This is a genomic window from Shewanella sp. 8A, assembly GCF_023475945.1.
Lineage (GTDB): Bacteria > Pseudomonadota > Gammaproteobacteria > Enterobacterales > Shewanellaceae > Shewanella > Shewanella xiamenensis.
Genome location: NZ_JAMDJP010000007.1, coordinates 130,462 through 145,498, shown reverse-complemented (window position 1 = coordinate 145,498; position 15,037 = coordinate 130,462). Strand labels below are relative to the sequence as shown.

12 protein-coding genes and 3 tRNA genes are annotated in these 15,037 nt (G+C 45.9%); 3 read left to right on the top strand and 12 right to left on the bottom strand.

Translation table 11 applies throughout. The features are described from left to right. Window positions 1-8 precede the first annotated feature (8 nt). Together M0413_RS07575 and M0413_RS07570 are read right to left on the bottom strand one after the other, a co-directional pair. Window positions 9-632: a DUF2987 domain-containing protein gene (locus M0413_RS07575; protein ID WP_249553676.1), complete on the bottom strand. Its 624-nt coding sequence runs from the start codon at window positions 630-632 to the stop codon at window positions 9-11. After that, on the bottom strand, window positions 625-1,437 hold the full coding sequence (locus M0413_RS07570; RefSeq protein ID WP_037418530.1) for a glucosaminidase domain-containing protein: 813 nt from the start codon (window positions 1,435-1,437) through the stop codon (window positions 625-627). The genes M0413_RS07575 and M0413_RS07570 overlap by 8 nt, the downstream gene beginning before the upstream one ends. A gap of 290 nt (window positions 1,438-1,727) precedes the next feature. Between M0413_RS07570 and M0413_RS07565 the strand changes: the two genes are divergently transcribed. After that, window positions 1,728-2,648 carry a YvcK family protein gene (locus M0413_RS07565; RefSeq protein ID WP_037418527.1) on the top strand — a complete coding sequence of 307 codons (921 nt, stop codon included), beginning with the start codon at window positions 1,728-1,730 and terminating at the stop codon, window positions 2,646-2,648. Window positions 2,649-2,738: 90 nt separating this feature from the next. Here M0413_RS07565 and M0413_RS07560 read toward each other — a convergent pair whose 3' ends face one another. The 5 genes from M0413_RS07560 to M0413_RS07540 form a co-directional block, all read right to left on the bottom strand. Then, on the bottom strand, window positions 2,739-3,932 hold the full coding sequence (locus tag M0413_RS07560; protein ID WP_037418524.1) for an amino acid aminotransferase: 1,194 nt from the start codon (window positions 3,930-3,932) through the stop codon (window positions 2,739-2,741). A 295-nt stretch (window positions 3,933-4,227) separates the two neighbouring features. Then, window positions 4,228-4,314 (bottom strand) — tRNA-Leu (locus M0413_RS07555). Window positions 4,315-4,363: 49 nt separating this feature from the next. Further along, window positions 4,364-4,437, bottom strand: a tRNA-Cys gene (locus tag M0413_RS07550). 23 nt (window positions 4,438-4,460) lie between these two features. Further along, window positions 4,461-4,536: transfer RNA gene (locus tag M0413_RS07545), tRNA-Gly, on the bottom strand. A gap of 277 nt (window positions 4,537-4,813) precedes the next feature. Further along, complete coding sequence (locus tag M0413_RS07540; RefSeq protein WP_249553674.1) at window positions 4,814-6,247, bottom strand: glyceraldehyde-3-phosphate dehydrogenase; 1,434 nt, start codon at window positions 6,245-6,247, stop codon at window positions 4,814-4,816. A 206-nt stretch (window positions 6,248-6,453) separates the two neighbouring features. On the opposite strand from M0413_RS07540, the gene M0413_RS07535 reads away from it, so the two are divergent. Together M0413_RS07535 and gap are read left to right on the top strand one after the other, a co-directional pair. After that, the gene (locus M0413_RS07535) at window positions 6,454-7,341 is read left to right on the top strand and encodes a DUF2989 domain-containing protein (RefSeq protein ID WP_249553672.1); all 888 of its coding nucleotides are present in this window, start codon (window positions 6,454-6,456) and stop codon (window positions 7,339-7,341) included. A gap of 214 nt (window positions 7,342-7,555) precedes the next feature. Then, on the top strand, window positions 7,556-8,566 hold the full coding sequence (gene gap, locus M0413_RS07530) for a type I glyceraldehyde-3-phosphate dehydrogenase (protein WP_249553670.1): 1,011 nt from the start codon (window positions 7,556-7,558) through the stop codon (window positions 8,564-8,566). Window positions 8,567-8,700: 134 nt separating this feature from the next. Here the strand turns inward: gap and nadA are convergent, their stop codons facing one another. From nadA to astE, 5 genes are all read right to left on the bottom strand, one after another. Beyond that, window positions 8,701-9,774, bottom strand: a complete 1,074-nt coding sequence (gene nadA / locus M0413_RS07525; RefSeq protein WP_240291980.1) for a quinolinate synthase NadA — start codon at window positions 9,772-9,774, stop codon at window positions 8,701-8,703. A 144-nt stretch (window positions 9,775-9,918) separates the two neighbouring features. Further along, window positions 9,919-11,520 (bottom strand): dihydrolipoyllysine-residue acetyltransferase, encoded by a 1,602-nt coding sequence (locus M0413_RS07520; protein ID WP_240291981.1) that lies wholly within the window; start codon window positions 11,518-11,520, stop codon window positions 9,919-9,921. 9 nt (window positions 11,521-11,529) lie between these two features. Next, window positions 11,530-12,507, bottom strand: a complete 978-nt coding sequence (locus M0413_RS07515; RefSeq protein WP_240291982.1) for an alpha-ketoacid dehydrogenase subunit beta — start codon at window positions 12,505-12,507, stop codon at window positions 11,530-11,532. A gap of 3 nt (window positions 12,508-12,510) precedes the next feature. Then, a complete protein-coding gene (locus M0413_RS07510; protein WP_249553668.1) occupies window positions 12,511-13,689 on the bottom strand; it encodes a thiamine pyrophosphate-dependent dehydrogenase E1 component subunit alpha in 1,179 nt (392 codons plus the stop codon). A gap of 162 nt (window positions 13,690-13,851) precedes the next feature. Further along, window positions 13,852-14,886, bottom strand: a complete 1,035-nt coding sequence (gene astE, locus M0413_RS07505) for a succinylglutamate desuccinylase (protein ID WP_172587893.1) — start codon at window positions 14,884-14,886, stop codon at window positions 13,852-13,854. Window positions 14,887-15,037: the final 151 nt, after the last annotated feature.

Genomic DNA, 15,037 nt, shown 5'->3' with positions numbered 1-15,037 from the left:
ATCTATTGTTACTTAACCCAAGGACTCAATACGGTCGGCACTTGGCTAAATTGCAATGATGTCAGATTGTTGATCTGCTCGACGCTCAGCTTAAAGCTGGTATTCACCTGTTGTTCACGCCCATCAAGCGTCACAGTAACAGTTTGCTCTTGAGCAAATTCAAAATTTAATCCTGCAATAGGATCCTTAAAGTAACGCATCGGGAAGCCCTGCATAGCCCCTAGTAAGTCATCCATTTCACTAGCAATTTGCTGTAAGCGTTCTTGATCATATTGAACTTGTGTTTGCTTCGAGCGCACTTGCATCGCAATTCCACAGCCTTCAGCCTTACCCTCAAACTCTAGATTTACTAATGCCCGCTGGTCTTTCAGTGCATCATCAAAGGGAATAAACAAACGTTGCGCAGATGTATAAGTGAGTGGCGTTGAATTTAATTCACTCGAAATGGTACCACTCTGAATATGGCAGTTAGGCAGCATTGGTACACTAAAGGCCACTTCGACTAACTGATAACTGCCCTTATTGACCTGCTTTAATCTGTCATAAAACCCTTTATATTCAAGGGAAATTGTTTCTGCCTGCACATTTGATGCAAACAAGCAAACTCCCACTAACAACCATTTTTTATACATCCGCCTTCACCAAATATTTTTCATTATGACGTAACATATCGAGTAATTCATCGATATAAGCTTCTTGCCTTTCAGAATAATTCACTAATCCATAGATAAGTTGGTCGGCACTCAATTCAGCCTCCTGAGCACGTAAATCGGCTCGAATTGAGCGAAACAAGGCATATGCTGTGTTCGAGTTTAAATTACGCATATAGGAGGAAACTGAAGCGTCTACCGATGGAAATATTTCTACTTCGTGTATTTTACCTGAGCCTCGCGAAGAAGGCACAATGCCGCAGCCATTACTAAAACACCATTCACCAAAGAAATTAAAACCTTCACGAGCAAAACGAGAACTGCCCCACCCAGATTCATTAGCCGCTTGGATCAGCACCATAGATTCTGGAATAATATCAACCCGTTTGAGTAGGCTGTTAAGGGATTTAGTATCGACACTGCGGGCAGCATATTGATATTTATCAAATAATTGATTGAGCTGCGCTAACTGTGATTCGGACAACGTATTGCCATTATCTATTACTGCCAACATATCAATGATAAATTCACGTTCAGTGGCAATAATGGCGTTTTGTTGTTGAACAATCGGTCTCAAAAAGTTAAAAAAGGCACGTTTTTTTTCTGCTACATCACTGATAGCAGAAAAGTCAGGAACTTGCGTAACAGGCTCAACGGCGTTTTCCAATTGGTTAACAATAGATTCAGGCTCATTCGTTGTAGGAATGAGCCACAATCTCAACGAAAAAATCGCCGAGATCACTAGGGCTAACGCGAGTGTAAACGAACCAATTCTACCAGTTTTCAATAAGTCACCTTCGATGTTGAGTTACTAGTGGCAAAATAAGCGCCAGATTATATGTCATATCTTGAAATTCACGAAATTTGGATGCAAAAACAACAATTCTTCCCAATCCTGCATTCACACATATCTAAAATGCGATCCGGCGCTTAAGTATTAGAATGCGTGAGAATTTTTAGTGCATGCTTTTGACTGAGCTTTTATACTAAGGTTCCGTTAGCCTCGGCAGTAACAAACTGAGTTTATCCGAGTTGATAACAGGATAGGATTTTACGGGTATTCAGGAAGGAAGCCTCATGCAGCAAATCTTAAACCAATTCAATCATGTAGTGGCTATCGGTGGCGGCCACGGTCTTGGACGTGTACTTTCATCACTCGATTTTCTAGGCAATCGTCTCACAGGTATTGTTGCTACGACGGATAATGGTGGTTCTACAGGTCGATTAAGAGCCGAGCAGGACTGCATTGCTTGGGGTGATTTGCGCAATTGTTTGTCCCAACTTGCTCATCGTCCTTCTGTCGGCTCACAATTATTTGAGTATCGCTTTCAAGGCGAAACTGAACTCAGTGGTCATAATCTAGGTAATTTGATGTTGCTCGCCTTAGATAAGTTGTGCGTTAGGCCCCTCGAAGCCGTCAATCTTATTCGGCATATGCTTAAAATTGAGACCAATATCATTCCGATGTCGGAGCAACCAACCCATTTGGTGGCATTACGAGCGTCCGGCTCAAAAGTGTTTGGTGAAGTGAATGTCGACAAGATGAATGAAGCTCCCATTGCACTATGCCTTGAGCCACAAGTTGATGCGACAGCCGAAGCCTGTGAAGCCATTTGCCGCGCGGATCTGATTATCTTGGGACCTGGCAGTTTTCTTACGAGTGTGATGCCACCTCTCTTATTACCCTGCTTTGCTAAAGCATTAGCAATGACAACCGCGCCCGTAGTCTTTATCGATAATCTGAATGAAGAAACTTCGCCAGCAGGCCAGTTTAGTATTGAGCAGCGCATAGCCTGGTGCCATCAAGTAATTGGTAAACCCGTGATCACTAAAGTGCTACGACATTCGGAACAAGTGCGTTTAGGCACCCTAGTTAATTATTTTCCCTTAAAAAATCGTCATAATCCGCAATTGCATGATCAGGCTAGTCTGCGTGATGCGCTTAACGCCATACTGCGGATAAAGTCAGAATTACCTTTAGAAACATTGGCTTCATAATTGTTCTCTATGCTGACAAACCATAATACTTAAGTTTATCGACTGCAAAAGGACAGCCTAAGCTGTCCTTTTTCGTGAGCCTCTTTTAAGTTAGAGGATTTGAGCAATCGCCTTACAGATCACAGGCATATTAGTTTTGGTCATACCCGCCACACTAATGCGACCCGAGCCGACGATATAAATGCCGAACTCGTCTTTCAAACGGGCAACCTGCGCTTTGTTTAAGCCAGAGAAGCTAAACATACCGTTTTGACGGGAAATAAAGCTAAAGTCCTGGGTCACACCTTCATCTTTTAAGCTTTGTACAAATAGCGTACGCATCTCGGCAATACGTTCACGCATTTCGGTCAGCTCTTGTACCCAAAGGGCTTTCAATGATGCATCACTCAGAATCGTACTCACAATTAACGCGCCATGGGCTGGTGGATTTGAGTAATTTGCACGAATAGTACGTTTCACTTGGCTAAATGCACGCACCGCTTCATCGGCATTTTGTGCAACCACAGTCACCGCGCCGATACGTTCATTATACAAACCAAAGTTTTTAGAAAATGAGTTTGCCACTAATAGTTCTGGTACTTTTGACGCAACTAAGCGTAAACCAGCAGCATCTTCTTCAATACCAGCACCAAAACCTTGGTATGCAAAGTCGAATAATGGAACTAATTGCTTGTCCGCACAAAGATTAGCGACTAATTCCCATTGGGTTAACGTTAAATCGATACCCGTTGGGTTATGACAGCAACCGTGCAGTAGAATAATGTCGCCCGCCTGTGCATTGGCGAGATCTGTCATCATGCCATCAAAATCAATATCGTGGGCACTGGCGTTGTAGTAACCGTATTCTTTAACCGTCAAACCCGCAGTTTCAAAAATATTTTGATGGTTTGCCCAAGTTGGATTACTTACCCACACAGTGCGCGATGGGGTATTACGCAATAAGAACTCGGCAGCAATACGCAGTGCACCTGTACCACCAGGCGCTTGGGCCGTTGCTGCTCGGCCAGAAGTCACGAGATCACTACCTTCACCAAATAGCAGCTCTTGTACTACGCGATTGTAGGTTTGAACCCCTTCTATCCCTAAATAGTTTTTAGTTTTCTCTTGCTCAAGCAATAGTGCTTCAGCTTTCTTGACTGATTGTAATACCGGAGTCTGCCCTGCTTCATCCTTATAAATGCCAACACCAAGGTTGACTTTATCTTGGCGCGGATCGGCCTTAAATGTATCGGTTAAACCAAGGATGGGATCTGCGGGTGCGAGTACTACCTGAGAGAAAATCATGACTACTTATCCTAAATGTTCACGTGTAGGGGGAAAATTCGGCTTATTTATACCACTGTCTTAAGAGAGGGAATAGCGCCTATTACCGCTTCTTAAGGAAATAGTTTGGCTATTATGGATTGATTAAAATAAATAACAACTAAATGAGAGATCATTTATGTGAAAGCTGAATTTTTTGAAAAATATGATTTTTTAGAGGCAGATCACTATCGCTTCAAGAGTGGCTTTAAAGTTATAAACTTGAAATTATTGCCAATAAAAAAGGCCTAACAAATGTTAGGCCTTTTTTATGTTATGGTACCCGAGGCCAGACTTGAACTGGCACGCTGTTACCAGCGAGGGATTTTAAATCCCTTGTGTCTACCGATTCCACCACTCGGGCAAACTCTTTATATTAACGACAGTAATCGTATCATTAATACTTTAATCTATGGAGGCGCGACCCGGAGTCGAACCGAGATCGACGGATTTGCAATCCGCAGCATAGCCATTCTGCCATCGCGCCAAATTTCCAAACTCGTAAAGAGTTGGAGCGACATATCGGGTTCGAACCGATGACCTATACCTTGGCAAGGTATCGCTCTACCAACTGAGCTAATGTCGCATCGATGTCATAGAGTAACGTTACTACGCTTTCCCCTGACTGCGGATTGGCATTCTACCGATTTAACCTTCAGAGTCAATCAACAAATTTGAAATATTGCGCTTAACCACACTGTTTGCCCAATATTCAGCCATAGCGATATAAACTTGCCGATAGAATCAACAATTCACGGATTTGCTCAATAACAATGTCCAGATAAATTGTTATTCAACATAATTGAAGTATAAAAAAAGCGCCCTCTCAGGCGCTTTCTCTGTTGTACTTCTGTCTGTCGCAATTAAGCAGGCAGAGACAGCGTTGTTAAGCCTAACATCGTTTGCATCACACCGACTACTTGGCAGCTGTAACCAAATTCGTTGTCATACCATACGTACAGAATGGCGCGTTTACCTTCGGCGATGGTCGCTTGAGAATCAACCACACCCGCGTAGCGAGAACCTACTAAATCGCTTGATACGATTTCAGTTGAGTCTGTGTAGTCGATTTGGTTCTGCAAGGGTGATTGCAGCGCCGTGTCTTTTAGGTATTCGTTCAATTCGTCTTTGTTAGTCTCAGCATTTAAGTTCATGCTGATGATTGCCATAGACACGTTTGGCGTTGGCACGCGAATCGCGTTGCCTGTCAGTTTACCCGCTAATACTGGCAGAGCTTTAGCGACGGCTTTCGCTGCGCCCGTTTCAGTGATCACCATGTTTAATGGTGCACTGCGACCACGACGGTCAGCACTGTGGTAGTTGTCGATCAGGTTTTGATCGTTTGTATATGAGTGAATCGTCTCAACGTGACCATTCTCGATACCGTACTTATCATTTACCGCTTTCAGTACTGGTGTAATGGCGTTAGTGGTACAGCTCGCAGCTGATACAATAATGTCTTCTGGCGTAATGTCGCCTTCGTTCACACCGTAAACGATGTTCTTGATGGCGCCTTTTGCAGGTGCTGTCAGTAACACTTTGCTTGCACCAGGGCTCTTCAAGTGTAAGCCAAGGCCTGCTTCGTCTTTCCAAATACCCGTATTGTCTACCACTAAGGCATCTGTAATACCGTATTTGGTGTAATCCACTTCATCTGGTGAGTTTGCGTAAATAACTTGGATATAAGTACCGTTAGCGATGATGGCGTTGTTCTCTTCATCCACTTCAACAGAACCGTTAAATGGACCATGAACAGAGTCACGACGCAGTAAGCTTGCGCGTTTTTCTAAATCGCCCTTCTTACCACCACGTAATACGATTGCACGCAGTCTTAACTTGTTGCTGCGACCAGTACGTTCGATCAGTAAGCGCGCTAATAAGCGGCCAATACGACCAAAACCATACAACACCACATCACGCGGAGCGATATCATCAGCATGATCAATCGCAGCCGCTAATTCGCGTGCCATATAGCTTTCAATTTCGTTGGTATCGGTATGTTCAGCCCAGTATCTGACAGCAAGCTTACCAATATCCACTTTACATTGTTTAACAGCGAGTCTGCTTAAGGCTTGAACAAACGGGAAACTCTCGCGTAAACGTAATTTCTCGCCGACATGACGACGAACTAAACGGTGCGCTTTAATAATCTCAATAGTAGAAGCATTGAGTAATGGCTTACCATAAACCACAACTTCGACGCCTTGGTTACGGTATAACTTGCCCAGCAAAGGTTGCATTGCCTCTGCCATTTCAAAACGTTCTTGCCAACTTTGTAGGTGTTTATCAGCGCTCATTTACAGATCCTTTATCTCACTTTTCAATAAAATATATTGAAAGGTTTGAGTAACATGACGAAAAGACCAATAATCTTATGTAGGTTTTAGGGAAAACCCTCTGTTTTGGTCGGCGCCATTGTAATGAAAACTGACCCAGCTTGCTAGTAAGATATTTTCTGTAAATCTGTAATTTTATTAGAGAAAATTGCATTTTGGAGCGTATTTTGAGACAAAATCTAGTAATAATTACATCATTTACCCTCGCGATAAGCCTTTTCGGTTGTGATAATGGCCGAAATATCGAAACGATTTGTAAAAATAATCCTGAAATTTGTGCCGATTTGCATAAGGATGGCTGGTGTTTAGCCGAAAAAACAAAGTTGATCCAAAGTCGATACGACCTAAAGGACAATAAAAATCCAACAGGCAAGCAACTCTATCAACAGTTAACTTACCTCGAGGACTATAGTCGATGTATTGAATTGGCCTCGGGTGTTCAGCATATTATCCATACAAGCCGCACAGCTGATAGAGCCAGAGCCTTTCGACTAAGTACACAAAATTTGAGTCAGTTGCAGGATGAAACCCGCGAGCGCCAAGACCCGTTTATGTCTTATTATCAATGGACACGTTTTGGTGACACGGATGCGTTAAACCGACTCTTGGCGCAAGAAAATGCTGGCGAAGTCACTGAGCCATTTCTTTTAGCGCAAATAGCCACCTACTACAGCAACCGTAATGCCATCAAAGCGCAACAACTCTACCTTACTGTGTTTGCAGAGATCCAATACGCTGACTTTGATCCAAATTGGTTGCTTGGGCTTGCTGCAGCCTATCGCCAAACCCAAGCGCTAGAAAAAACTTACATGCTGACAAAAGCCAATTTACTACTTACGCAGCAGAAGTATTCTGAAGATAAGATGCTAGCCTTAATCGGTGGTGACAAGACGCTGGCGGCCAAATTAGATCAATACGCCCAGAACTTGATCAATGCGTTAGAAGATGGCCTCTATTCGACTAGTCCGGTTGCGCTCTGGCTTGCTCCACCTCAGACAGAGGTAACACCGCCAGCGGCAACTCCCGTCGAACCAGAGAAGCCAAACTCGCCTTAAGGCTTGGGCCTTGAGTAACGTCGGCAAAATGTTTGCCATCTTGTAATTTTTTATCCAAATGCAGTGCTAAAAAAGGTGTTTTCGCGAGCAATGTAAAAAAAACACCTAATTTGTTAACCAAATCCCGGCAAAATAGCCGAATTAACTTGACGATAGCTGTCAGTTTGGTAATTTTACTACCAGTTGAATTTTATAATCACCAGAGGGATATGAGATGACTATCCGTGTTGCAATAAATGGTTACGGCCGTATCGGTAGAAACGTATTACGCGCCCTGTACGAAAGCGAAAAAGCTTACCCAATCAAAATTGTTGCCATCAACGATTTAGGCGACGCTTCAATCAACGCTCACCTGACAAAATACGATTCTGTACATGGTCGTTTCAATGCCAAAGTTGAGCATGATGCTGAAGCAATTTATGTTAACGGTGACAAGATCCTCACTTTCCAAGAGCGCGATCCAGGCAAATTACCTTGGGGCGACTTACAAGTTGACGTTGTGTTCGAATGTACTGGTATCTTCACTTCTAAAGAATCTGTACAGCCACATTTAGCGGCAGGCGCAAAGAAAGTCATTATCTCTGCACCAGGCAAAAACGTTGATGCAACAGTCGTTTATGGCGTTAACAACAATGTGTTGACCGCGGATATGACCGTTATCTCTAACGCGTCATGTACCACTAACTGCTTAGCGCCTTTCGCTAAGCCGTTAAATGACGAAATTGGTATCGAATCAGGTCTGATGACCACCATCCACGCGTATACCAACGATCAACGTTTATCTGACGTATACCACACAGATTTACGCCGTGCTCGCGCAGCGGCACTGTCGATGATCCCTACTAAAACTGGCGCTGCCGCGGCAGTAGGTTTAGTTGTGCCTGAATTACAAGGTAAATTCGATGGTTTAGCGGTACGTGTACCGACTGTTAACGTGTCTTTAGTGGATTTATCTTTCATTGCATCACGTGACACAACCGTTGAAGAAGTTAACGCCATCATCGAGCGTGCAGCAAGCGTAGCACCACTGAGCGAAGTGTTGGCCGTCAACAAAGAGCCATTGGTATCTATCGACTTTAACCACAATGCGTTTTCATCTAACTTCGATGCGACGCAAACCCGTGTTAATGGCCGTTTAGTCAAAGTAATGGCTTGGTACGATAACGAATGGGGCTTCAGTAACCGTATGTTAGATAACGCGGTTGCGTTAATGAACGCTAAATAATCTCGATTAGCGATTTAGCTAAAGCCCTGCAAATGCAGGGCTTTTTGTTATTTACCGTATGGCAACTGCAATTAAAAAATATCCCCGCAATGCGGGGATATTAATGTTGAACTCGATGTGCGACTAAATAACGCTTAGGCATTCCCCTTCACTTTCATATTGAGCGTTTTAGCGAAATCGAGCATACGGGTCAGCGGGATTAACGCTTTCACTCGCAAGTCTTCATCGACAAAGATCTCATGGGTGGTTTTGTCGCTATCACTTAATGACGCTTCAATGGCTTTTAAGCCATTCATTGCCATCCAAGGACAGTGGGCGCAGCTCTTACAGGTGGCACCGTTACCACCAGTAGGCGCTTCTATCAATGTTTTACCCGGCGCCGCTTGTTGCATTTTGTAAAAAATACCGCGATCGGTCGCGACAATAAAACGCTCGTTAGGCATGGTTTGCGCAGCTTTGATCAACTGACTGGTGGAGCCGACAGCATCCGCCATCGCCACCACACTCGCGGGTGATTCTGGGTGTACCAAAATTGCTGCGTCGGGATAAACGCTTTTCAGATCACGCAGGGCATTCGCTTTAAACTCATCGTGAACGATACAGTCGCCCTGCCACATCAGCATCTCGGCGCCCGTTTGTTTAGCAATATAGCTGCCTAAGTGGCGGTCTGGGCCCCAAATGATTTTTTTGCCTTCGCTGTCTAAGTGCTCAACAATTTCAAGGGCAATACTCGAGGTCACCACCCAATCAGCACGGGCTTTTACCGCCGCAGACGTGTTGGCGTAAACAACCACGGTATGATCTGGGTGTGCATCACAGAAGGCGCTAAATTTATCGATGGGGCAACCTAAGTCCAATGAACAGGTCGCTTCAAGAGTCGGCATCAGAATGGTTTTTTCTGGGCTTAAGATTTTGGCTGTTTCACCCATAAACTTCACCCCAGCGACGATTAACGTCTTCGCTGTATGATCGCGGCCAAAGCGCGCCATTTCAAGTGAGTCAGAAACACACCCACCAGTTTCTTCAGCCAGAGCTTGAATTTCAGGGTCGGTATAATAATGGGCAACCAATACCGCATCCTTTTCAATCAGCAGCTGCTTGATACGTGCCTTGTAGTCCGCCTTTTCGGCATCGGACAGAGGAATTGGCTTAGGCGGAAACGGATAATCAATAGTTTCGATTGTTGGGGCAAATGGGCTGGGGCTCATAACAAATCCATCAGGATAACAACGTTCGCGAATTATACGTAATTGGGATCAAAAGATTAACCCATTTATGGCCTGCGAATAAAAAAGGACGCTAAATTGCGTCCTTTTTTGCCGGATTGGCTGTAAGTATTGGCTGACAGCCGACTAACGCATGGCTAATAGCATATCCTGCGGTTGCTCAAGGTATTGTTTCCAAAGGTTACAGAAACGAGCAATGGTGCCGCCATCGATAACGCGGTGATCGCCAGACCAACTCACTTGCATGATCTGGCGCGCTTCGACTTCACCTTTCGCATTAAAGCGCGGCAAGGTTTGCAACTTACCAAGCGCAACAATCGCCACCTCTGGCTTATTGATAATTGGTGTTGCGACTGTGCCACCTAAGGCGCCAATATTCGAAATCGAAATCGTGCCTTCTTTAAGATCCGCTGGTGCCACACGGCCGCTACGCGCAGCAGTGGTTAAGCGGGTGATCTCGGCAGCCACCTCAAGAATACTCTTATCTTGCACATCCTTCACATTGGGCACTAACAATCCCACTTTCGAATCTACTGCCATACCAATGTTATGACGCGCCTTGTAGGTGATTTCCGTACAATCAGCATTCACTTGGCTGTTAAGCACAGGGAACTGCGTTAAGGCTAATGACATGGCCTTCATAAAGAATGGCATCATGGTCAGCTTAACTTCGTCGGAGGAATACTTGGCCTTCATGCTTTCACGCAGTGCGACTAAGTCTGTCAAATCAAACTCTTCGCAATACGTGAAGTGTGGAATGGTTGATACCGATTCGACCATCATTTTCGCCATCACGGCTTTCACGCCACGGATAGGCTCCACAATGTCACCCCGTGCAGAACTTGCCACGACGTTAGAGACGGTTGATTGAGTCACACCTGATTGAGTCGGTGCTACAGCCACTGGCGCAACGGCAGACACAGCGTCGCCCTGCGCTTGGAAGCGAGTAATGTCTTCCTTATATACTCGGCCATGTTTGCCACTACCAGGTACGCGACTTAAATCGATATCTAAGGCACGTGCCATACGGCGAACGGCTGGGCTGGCTAAGGCTTTACCTTGGCGAGCAGGCTCTTGCACCACACTTGCACTCGAACAAGCTGCTGGAGCGGTATTCGCAGCGGCGACGCTTGCTTCCTGTGCATGGCTGACCGGCGCACTAACGCTACCTTCGACCTCAATCGCAAATAGTGGCGCATGTACTTTCGCTAACTGGCCCTTACGGTAGTGCAATTTGACAATTTTGCCCGCTTTGATGGCGGGGATTTGCACTAAGGCTTTATCAGTCATCACATCGGCGATGGGTTGGTCTTCAACCACTGTATCGCCTTCTTGGACTAGCCATTCGACCAGTTCACACTCAACAATGCCTTCGCCAATATCGGGCAGCAGGAACTCTTCAACGCTGGTACCCGCCACGCTGGCTTGGCTTACGGATGTTTGAGTCGCTGTGTGAACTTCAGGTTGAGACGCAGGCACAGCTTCGTCAGACTCAACCTGCACGGCATACAGCGGTGCATGCACCTTAGCAATATCGCCTTTGGCGTAATACAACTTAGTCACGACTCCTGCAAAAGGCGCCGGAATTTGCACTAAGGCTTTGTCGGTCATCACATCGGCGATGGGCTGATCTTCCACAATCGTGTCGCCCTCTTGCACCAACCACTCGACGAGTTCGCACTCGACAACGCCTTCACCAATGTCCGGCAAAATAAAATCTTTAATCATACCGGACTCCTAGAAGTTCACTGATGCCTTAATGGCTTCAAAAGTTTTGAGCGCATCGGGCATATATTCTTTTTCGTGGACCAGTGGATATGGGGTATCTAGACCACATACACGGCTGATGGGTGATTCTAAATACAAGAAACACTCCTGCTGAATGGTGGCCGCAATTTCACCCGCAAAACCACCCGTTAATGGTGCTTCATGGTTGATCAGTAAGCGGCCTGTCTTCTTCACAGAATCGGCAACGGTATCTACATCCCAAGGCGCGAGTGTACGCAGGTCGATAATTTCGCAGGAAATCCCCTCTTTTGCTGCCATGTCGGCCGCTTTTTCGATGATTTCCATCTGTGCGCCCCACGCCACTAACGTGATGTCTTTCCCTTCACGCACCACTTCGGCTTTACCGAGCTCAATTTCATAATCGCCCGCAGGGACTTCTCCCACAGAAGCACGGTATAAACGTTTGGGCTCGAAGAATATCACCGGGTTTTTATCACGAATCGAGGCAAGCAATAACCCTTTGGCCTGCGCAGGATTACGCGGCACAACCACTTTTAAGCCTGGGGTTTGGGTAAAATAGGCTTCTGGCGATTGTGAATGATAATGGCCGCCCGCAATACCGCCACCATAGGGTGTGCGGAACACTAGGCTTCCCACATTGAATTCATTACCGCTGCGGTAACGGAATTTAGCCGACTCGTTTACGATCTGGTCAAACGCCGGAAAGATGTAATCAGCAAACTGGATTTCCGCTACGGCAGTCATACCATTAGAGGCTAACCCGTTGGCAAAACCCGCAATACCTTGCTCAGTCAGTGGCGTGTTAAAGCAGCGGCCGCGACCAAACTTTTCCTGTAAACCTGAGGTTGCGCGAAACACGCCGCCAAAGTGGCCAACGTCTTCACCAAACACCACCATGCGCTCATCAGCTTGCATGGCGATTGACAAGGCCTCATTGACGGCCTGTAACATATTCATTTCTGCCACGGCTTATAGCCTCCCTGCACTTTTGGGATAGGATTGCGGATATTTTTTGATGTGTTCTTTAAGATCGCTCAGTTGCTTTTTAAGCGCTGGCGTTGGCTTGTCGTACACGTCTTCAATAAGCTCATCCAGCATAGGGATAGGTAATTTTTCCGCGACTTTAACGGCGGCTAACACTTCTTCACGGTACTTTTCGTAACGCTGGGTATCATCGGCCTCAGCTAACCAGCCTTTATTAATAAGCCACAACTTAAAGCGTTTGACCGGATCGTGTTGTTGCCATTTCGCCTCTTCTTCTTTTGAGCGATAACCCGAAGGATCGTCAGAAGATGAGTGGGCGCCCAGACGATAAGTCATGGCTTCAATCAACACGGGGGCATTGTGCTCAATCGCATAGGCACGCGCCTGTTGTGTCGCCGCTAACACCGCCAGCATATCGTTACCGTCGACGCGAATGGTGTGCATGCCGTAACCCACGCCACGACTGGCAATACCGTTACCGGCAAATTGCTCTTCCGTTGGGGTAGAAATGGCATAACCATTGTTACGGCAAAAGAAAATCACGGGGCATTTTAACACCGCCGCCATATTCAATCCGGCATGGAAATCGCCTTCAGATGCAGCGCCTTCACCGAAATAACAGACAGCAACATTACGTTTGCCCAGCATTTTCAGGCTATAACCGACACCTGTCGCTTGCGGAATTTGAGTGGCCAATGGCGATGAAATGGTTTGGTAGTTTAACGCCGCGCAGCCGTAGTGGATTGGCATTTGGCGACCTTTACCTAAGTCCTTCTCATTACTGAACATTTGGTTCATAAACTGTTCAGTGGTAAAGCCGCGATAACGTAGCGCCGCATGTTCACGGTATTGTGCGAGGATCACATCTTCTTGATCAAGTGCGGCCACGCTACCGACGATCGCCGCTTCTTCACCGGTGCAGGTCATATAGAAGCTGATCCGTCCCTGACGCTGTGCGCCAAGCATACGTTCATCGAGTACCCGCGTGAATACGCAAGTATCGTAAATTTTGGTGGCTAAGGCTTCATCTATTACAGGCAAAACCGCGGTTTCATAGGTAGTGCCGTCTGCTTGTAGAATTCGAAGGATAGGAATGTGAAGCGATGCCTTATCCAAGAAGCCGACACGGTGCACTGTATCAGTGTTGAGTGTTGCTTTGCTCATATTGTGCTCTTGTTATCTCGTTACGCAGCAGAAGAACCACTGCGCCTAATTTATACGAATATGCCGGATGAACATTACGTTAACGTAAACTACCTATCAACCGTTGGCACAGTTCAAACGACAACTAATCCCCTGTGGGCATGTATATAATGCTTTACAAAACTAGCGAACATCTGGCGCAACTGAAGGGATCAGGCAAATCACAGTGCGATTGCCGATGGGCACCTTGGCATTGGGGAAGACAATCGCTTCAAATTCCTGTTCGACTTTAATTTCCTGTCCACCCTCTCGGGCTAATACAAAGCCTTTAGGGAAAGCTCGGAAGTTTTCGACATCGGTCGCGAAGGTAAATTCAAAATCATCAAAATGTTTGTTAATCACCCGACACACTTGATACAGATTCACCTTATCCGCTGAGAATGGCTCAAGCGCTAAGGGTTTGTCTGTGATAAGGCGCATAAACATCTCTTGGGCGGCAATAAAACGCGTCATATCGTTTTGCCCCATGGGATACACCTTACCTAATTCAATGGTAAAGGCATCGGCGCCATATTGCTCGGAGGAAAAATAACTAAAAGTAGTCGTCGGCTCATGGTGAAATAACACAGTATCGACGCCACTGGCCGCTAAAAACATGATTTGCTCGGCGCTGTAAGCACGGCCGGGACGATAGGGATAAATCGCAAACTTTTCGTGTTTTGACGCCCGCATCGCCGTGTGTAAATCGTAGTGAATTCGCTGGCGCCCTGAGGCTGCGCCCTTAAAGAAGCGGTCAACATAGGCTTCTAATTTTTTCGCCCGCACCCGCTCAGGATTCACTAATCCCGGTGGATTTGAATGCTCGCCACTAAACAGACGATTCATGTTCTCGTCGATAATGCGAGTGCCGTTATTAATCGCTAAAGGGTTACCAATAAGAAAGAGCGTGCGTTGTTTGGCGATGATTTTTTGTTGGAGAAGCTGTTTGATTAAGGTATTGCAGAGTTCGATGGGGGCGGTTTCATTGCCGTGGACACCGCAGGAGAGAATGACATCCTTACCTTGGGCTTGTGCAGGCTCAAAGACGATGACGCCCGTGTCCCACACCTCTACTCGAGTATGTTCCCCTAAGGCGAAACTAAACTCATCTCCGAGGGTTTCAGGATTAGCGAGGGTCAGCGCGAGAAAATCCTTCGAATCTAACAGAGCTTGTAACACAGAATTCTCCTTATAATAGCGTGTTAAAGACGGGAGTGATGGCAATAACTGCCTGTTTCATGACACTTATCGCTACCCGCCTTAAAAAGCGCATCCATACTAACACAAGTTTTTGGGCCGTTACTCTGTCATTCTGGTCAAACAAGCGCAT

What these genes read in the sequence shown, in the direction of transcription:
- gap (WP_249553670.1), top strand. Translation starts at nt 7,556, where the DNA reads ATGACTATCCGTGTTGCAATAAATGGTTACGGCCGTATCGGTAGAAAC.
- M0413_RS07560 (WP_037418524.1), bottom strand. Translation starts at nt 3,932, where the DNA reads ATGATTTTCTCTCAGGTAGTACTCGCACCCGCAGATCCCATCCTTGGT.
- M0413_RS07565 (WP_037418527.1), top strand. Translation starts at nt 1,728, where the DNA reads ATGCAGCAAATCTTAAACCAATTCAATCATGTAGTGGCTATCGGTGGC.
- M0413_RS07575 (WP_249553676.1), bottom strand. Translation starts at nt 632, where the DNA reads ATGTATAAAAAATGGTTGTTAGTGGGAGTTTGCTTGTTTGCATCAAAT.
- M0413_RS07520 (WP_240291981.1), bottom strand. Translation starts at nt 11,520, where the DNA reads ATGATTAAAGATTTTATTTTGCCGGACATTGGTGAAGGCGTTGTCGAG.
- nadA (WP_240291980.1), bottom strand. Translation starts at nt 9,774, where the DNA reads ATGAGCCCCAGCCCATTTGCCCCAACAATCGAAACTATTGATTATCCG.
- M0413_RS07510 (WP_249553668.1), bottom strand. Translation starts at nt 13,689, where the DNA reads ATGAGCAAAGCAACACTCAACACTGATACAGTGCACCGTGTCGGCTTC.
- M0413_RS07540 (WP_249553674.1), bottom strand. Translation starts at nt 6,247, where the DNA reads ATGAGCGCTGATAAACACCTACAAAGTTGGCAAGAACGTTTTGAAATG.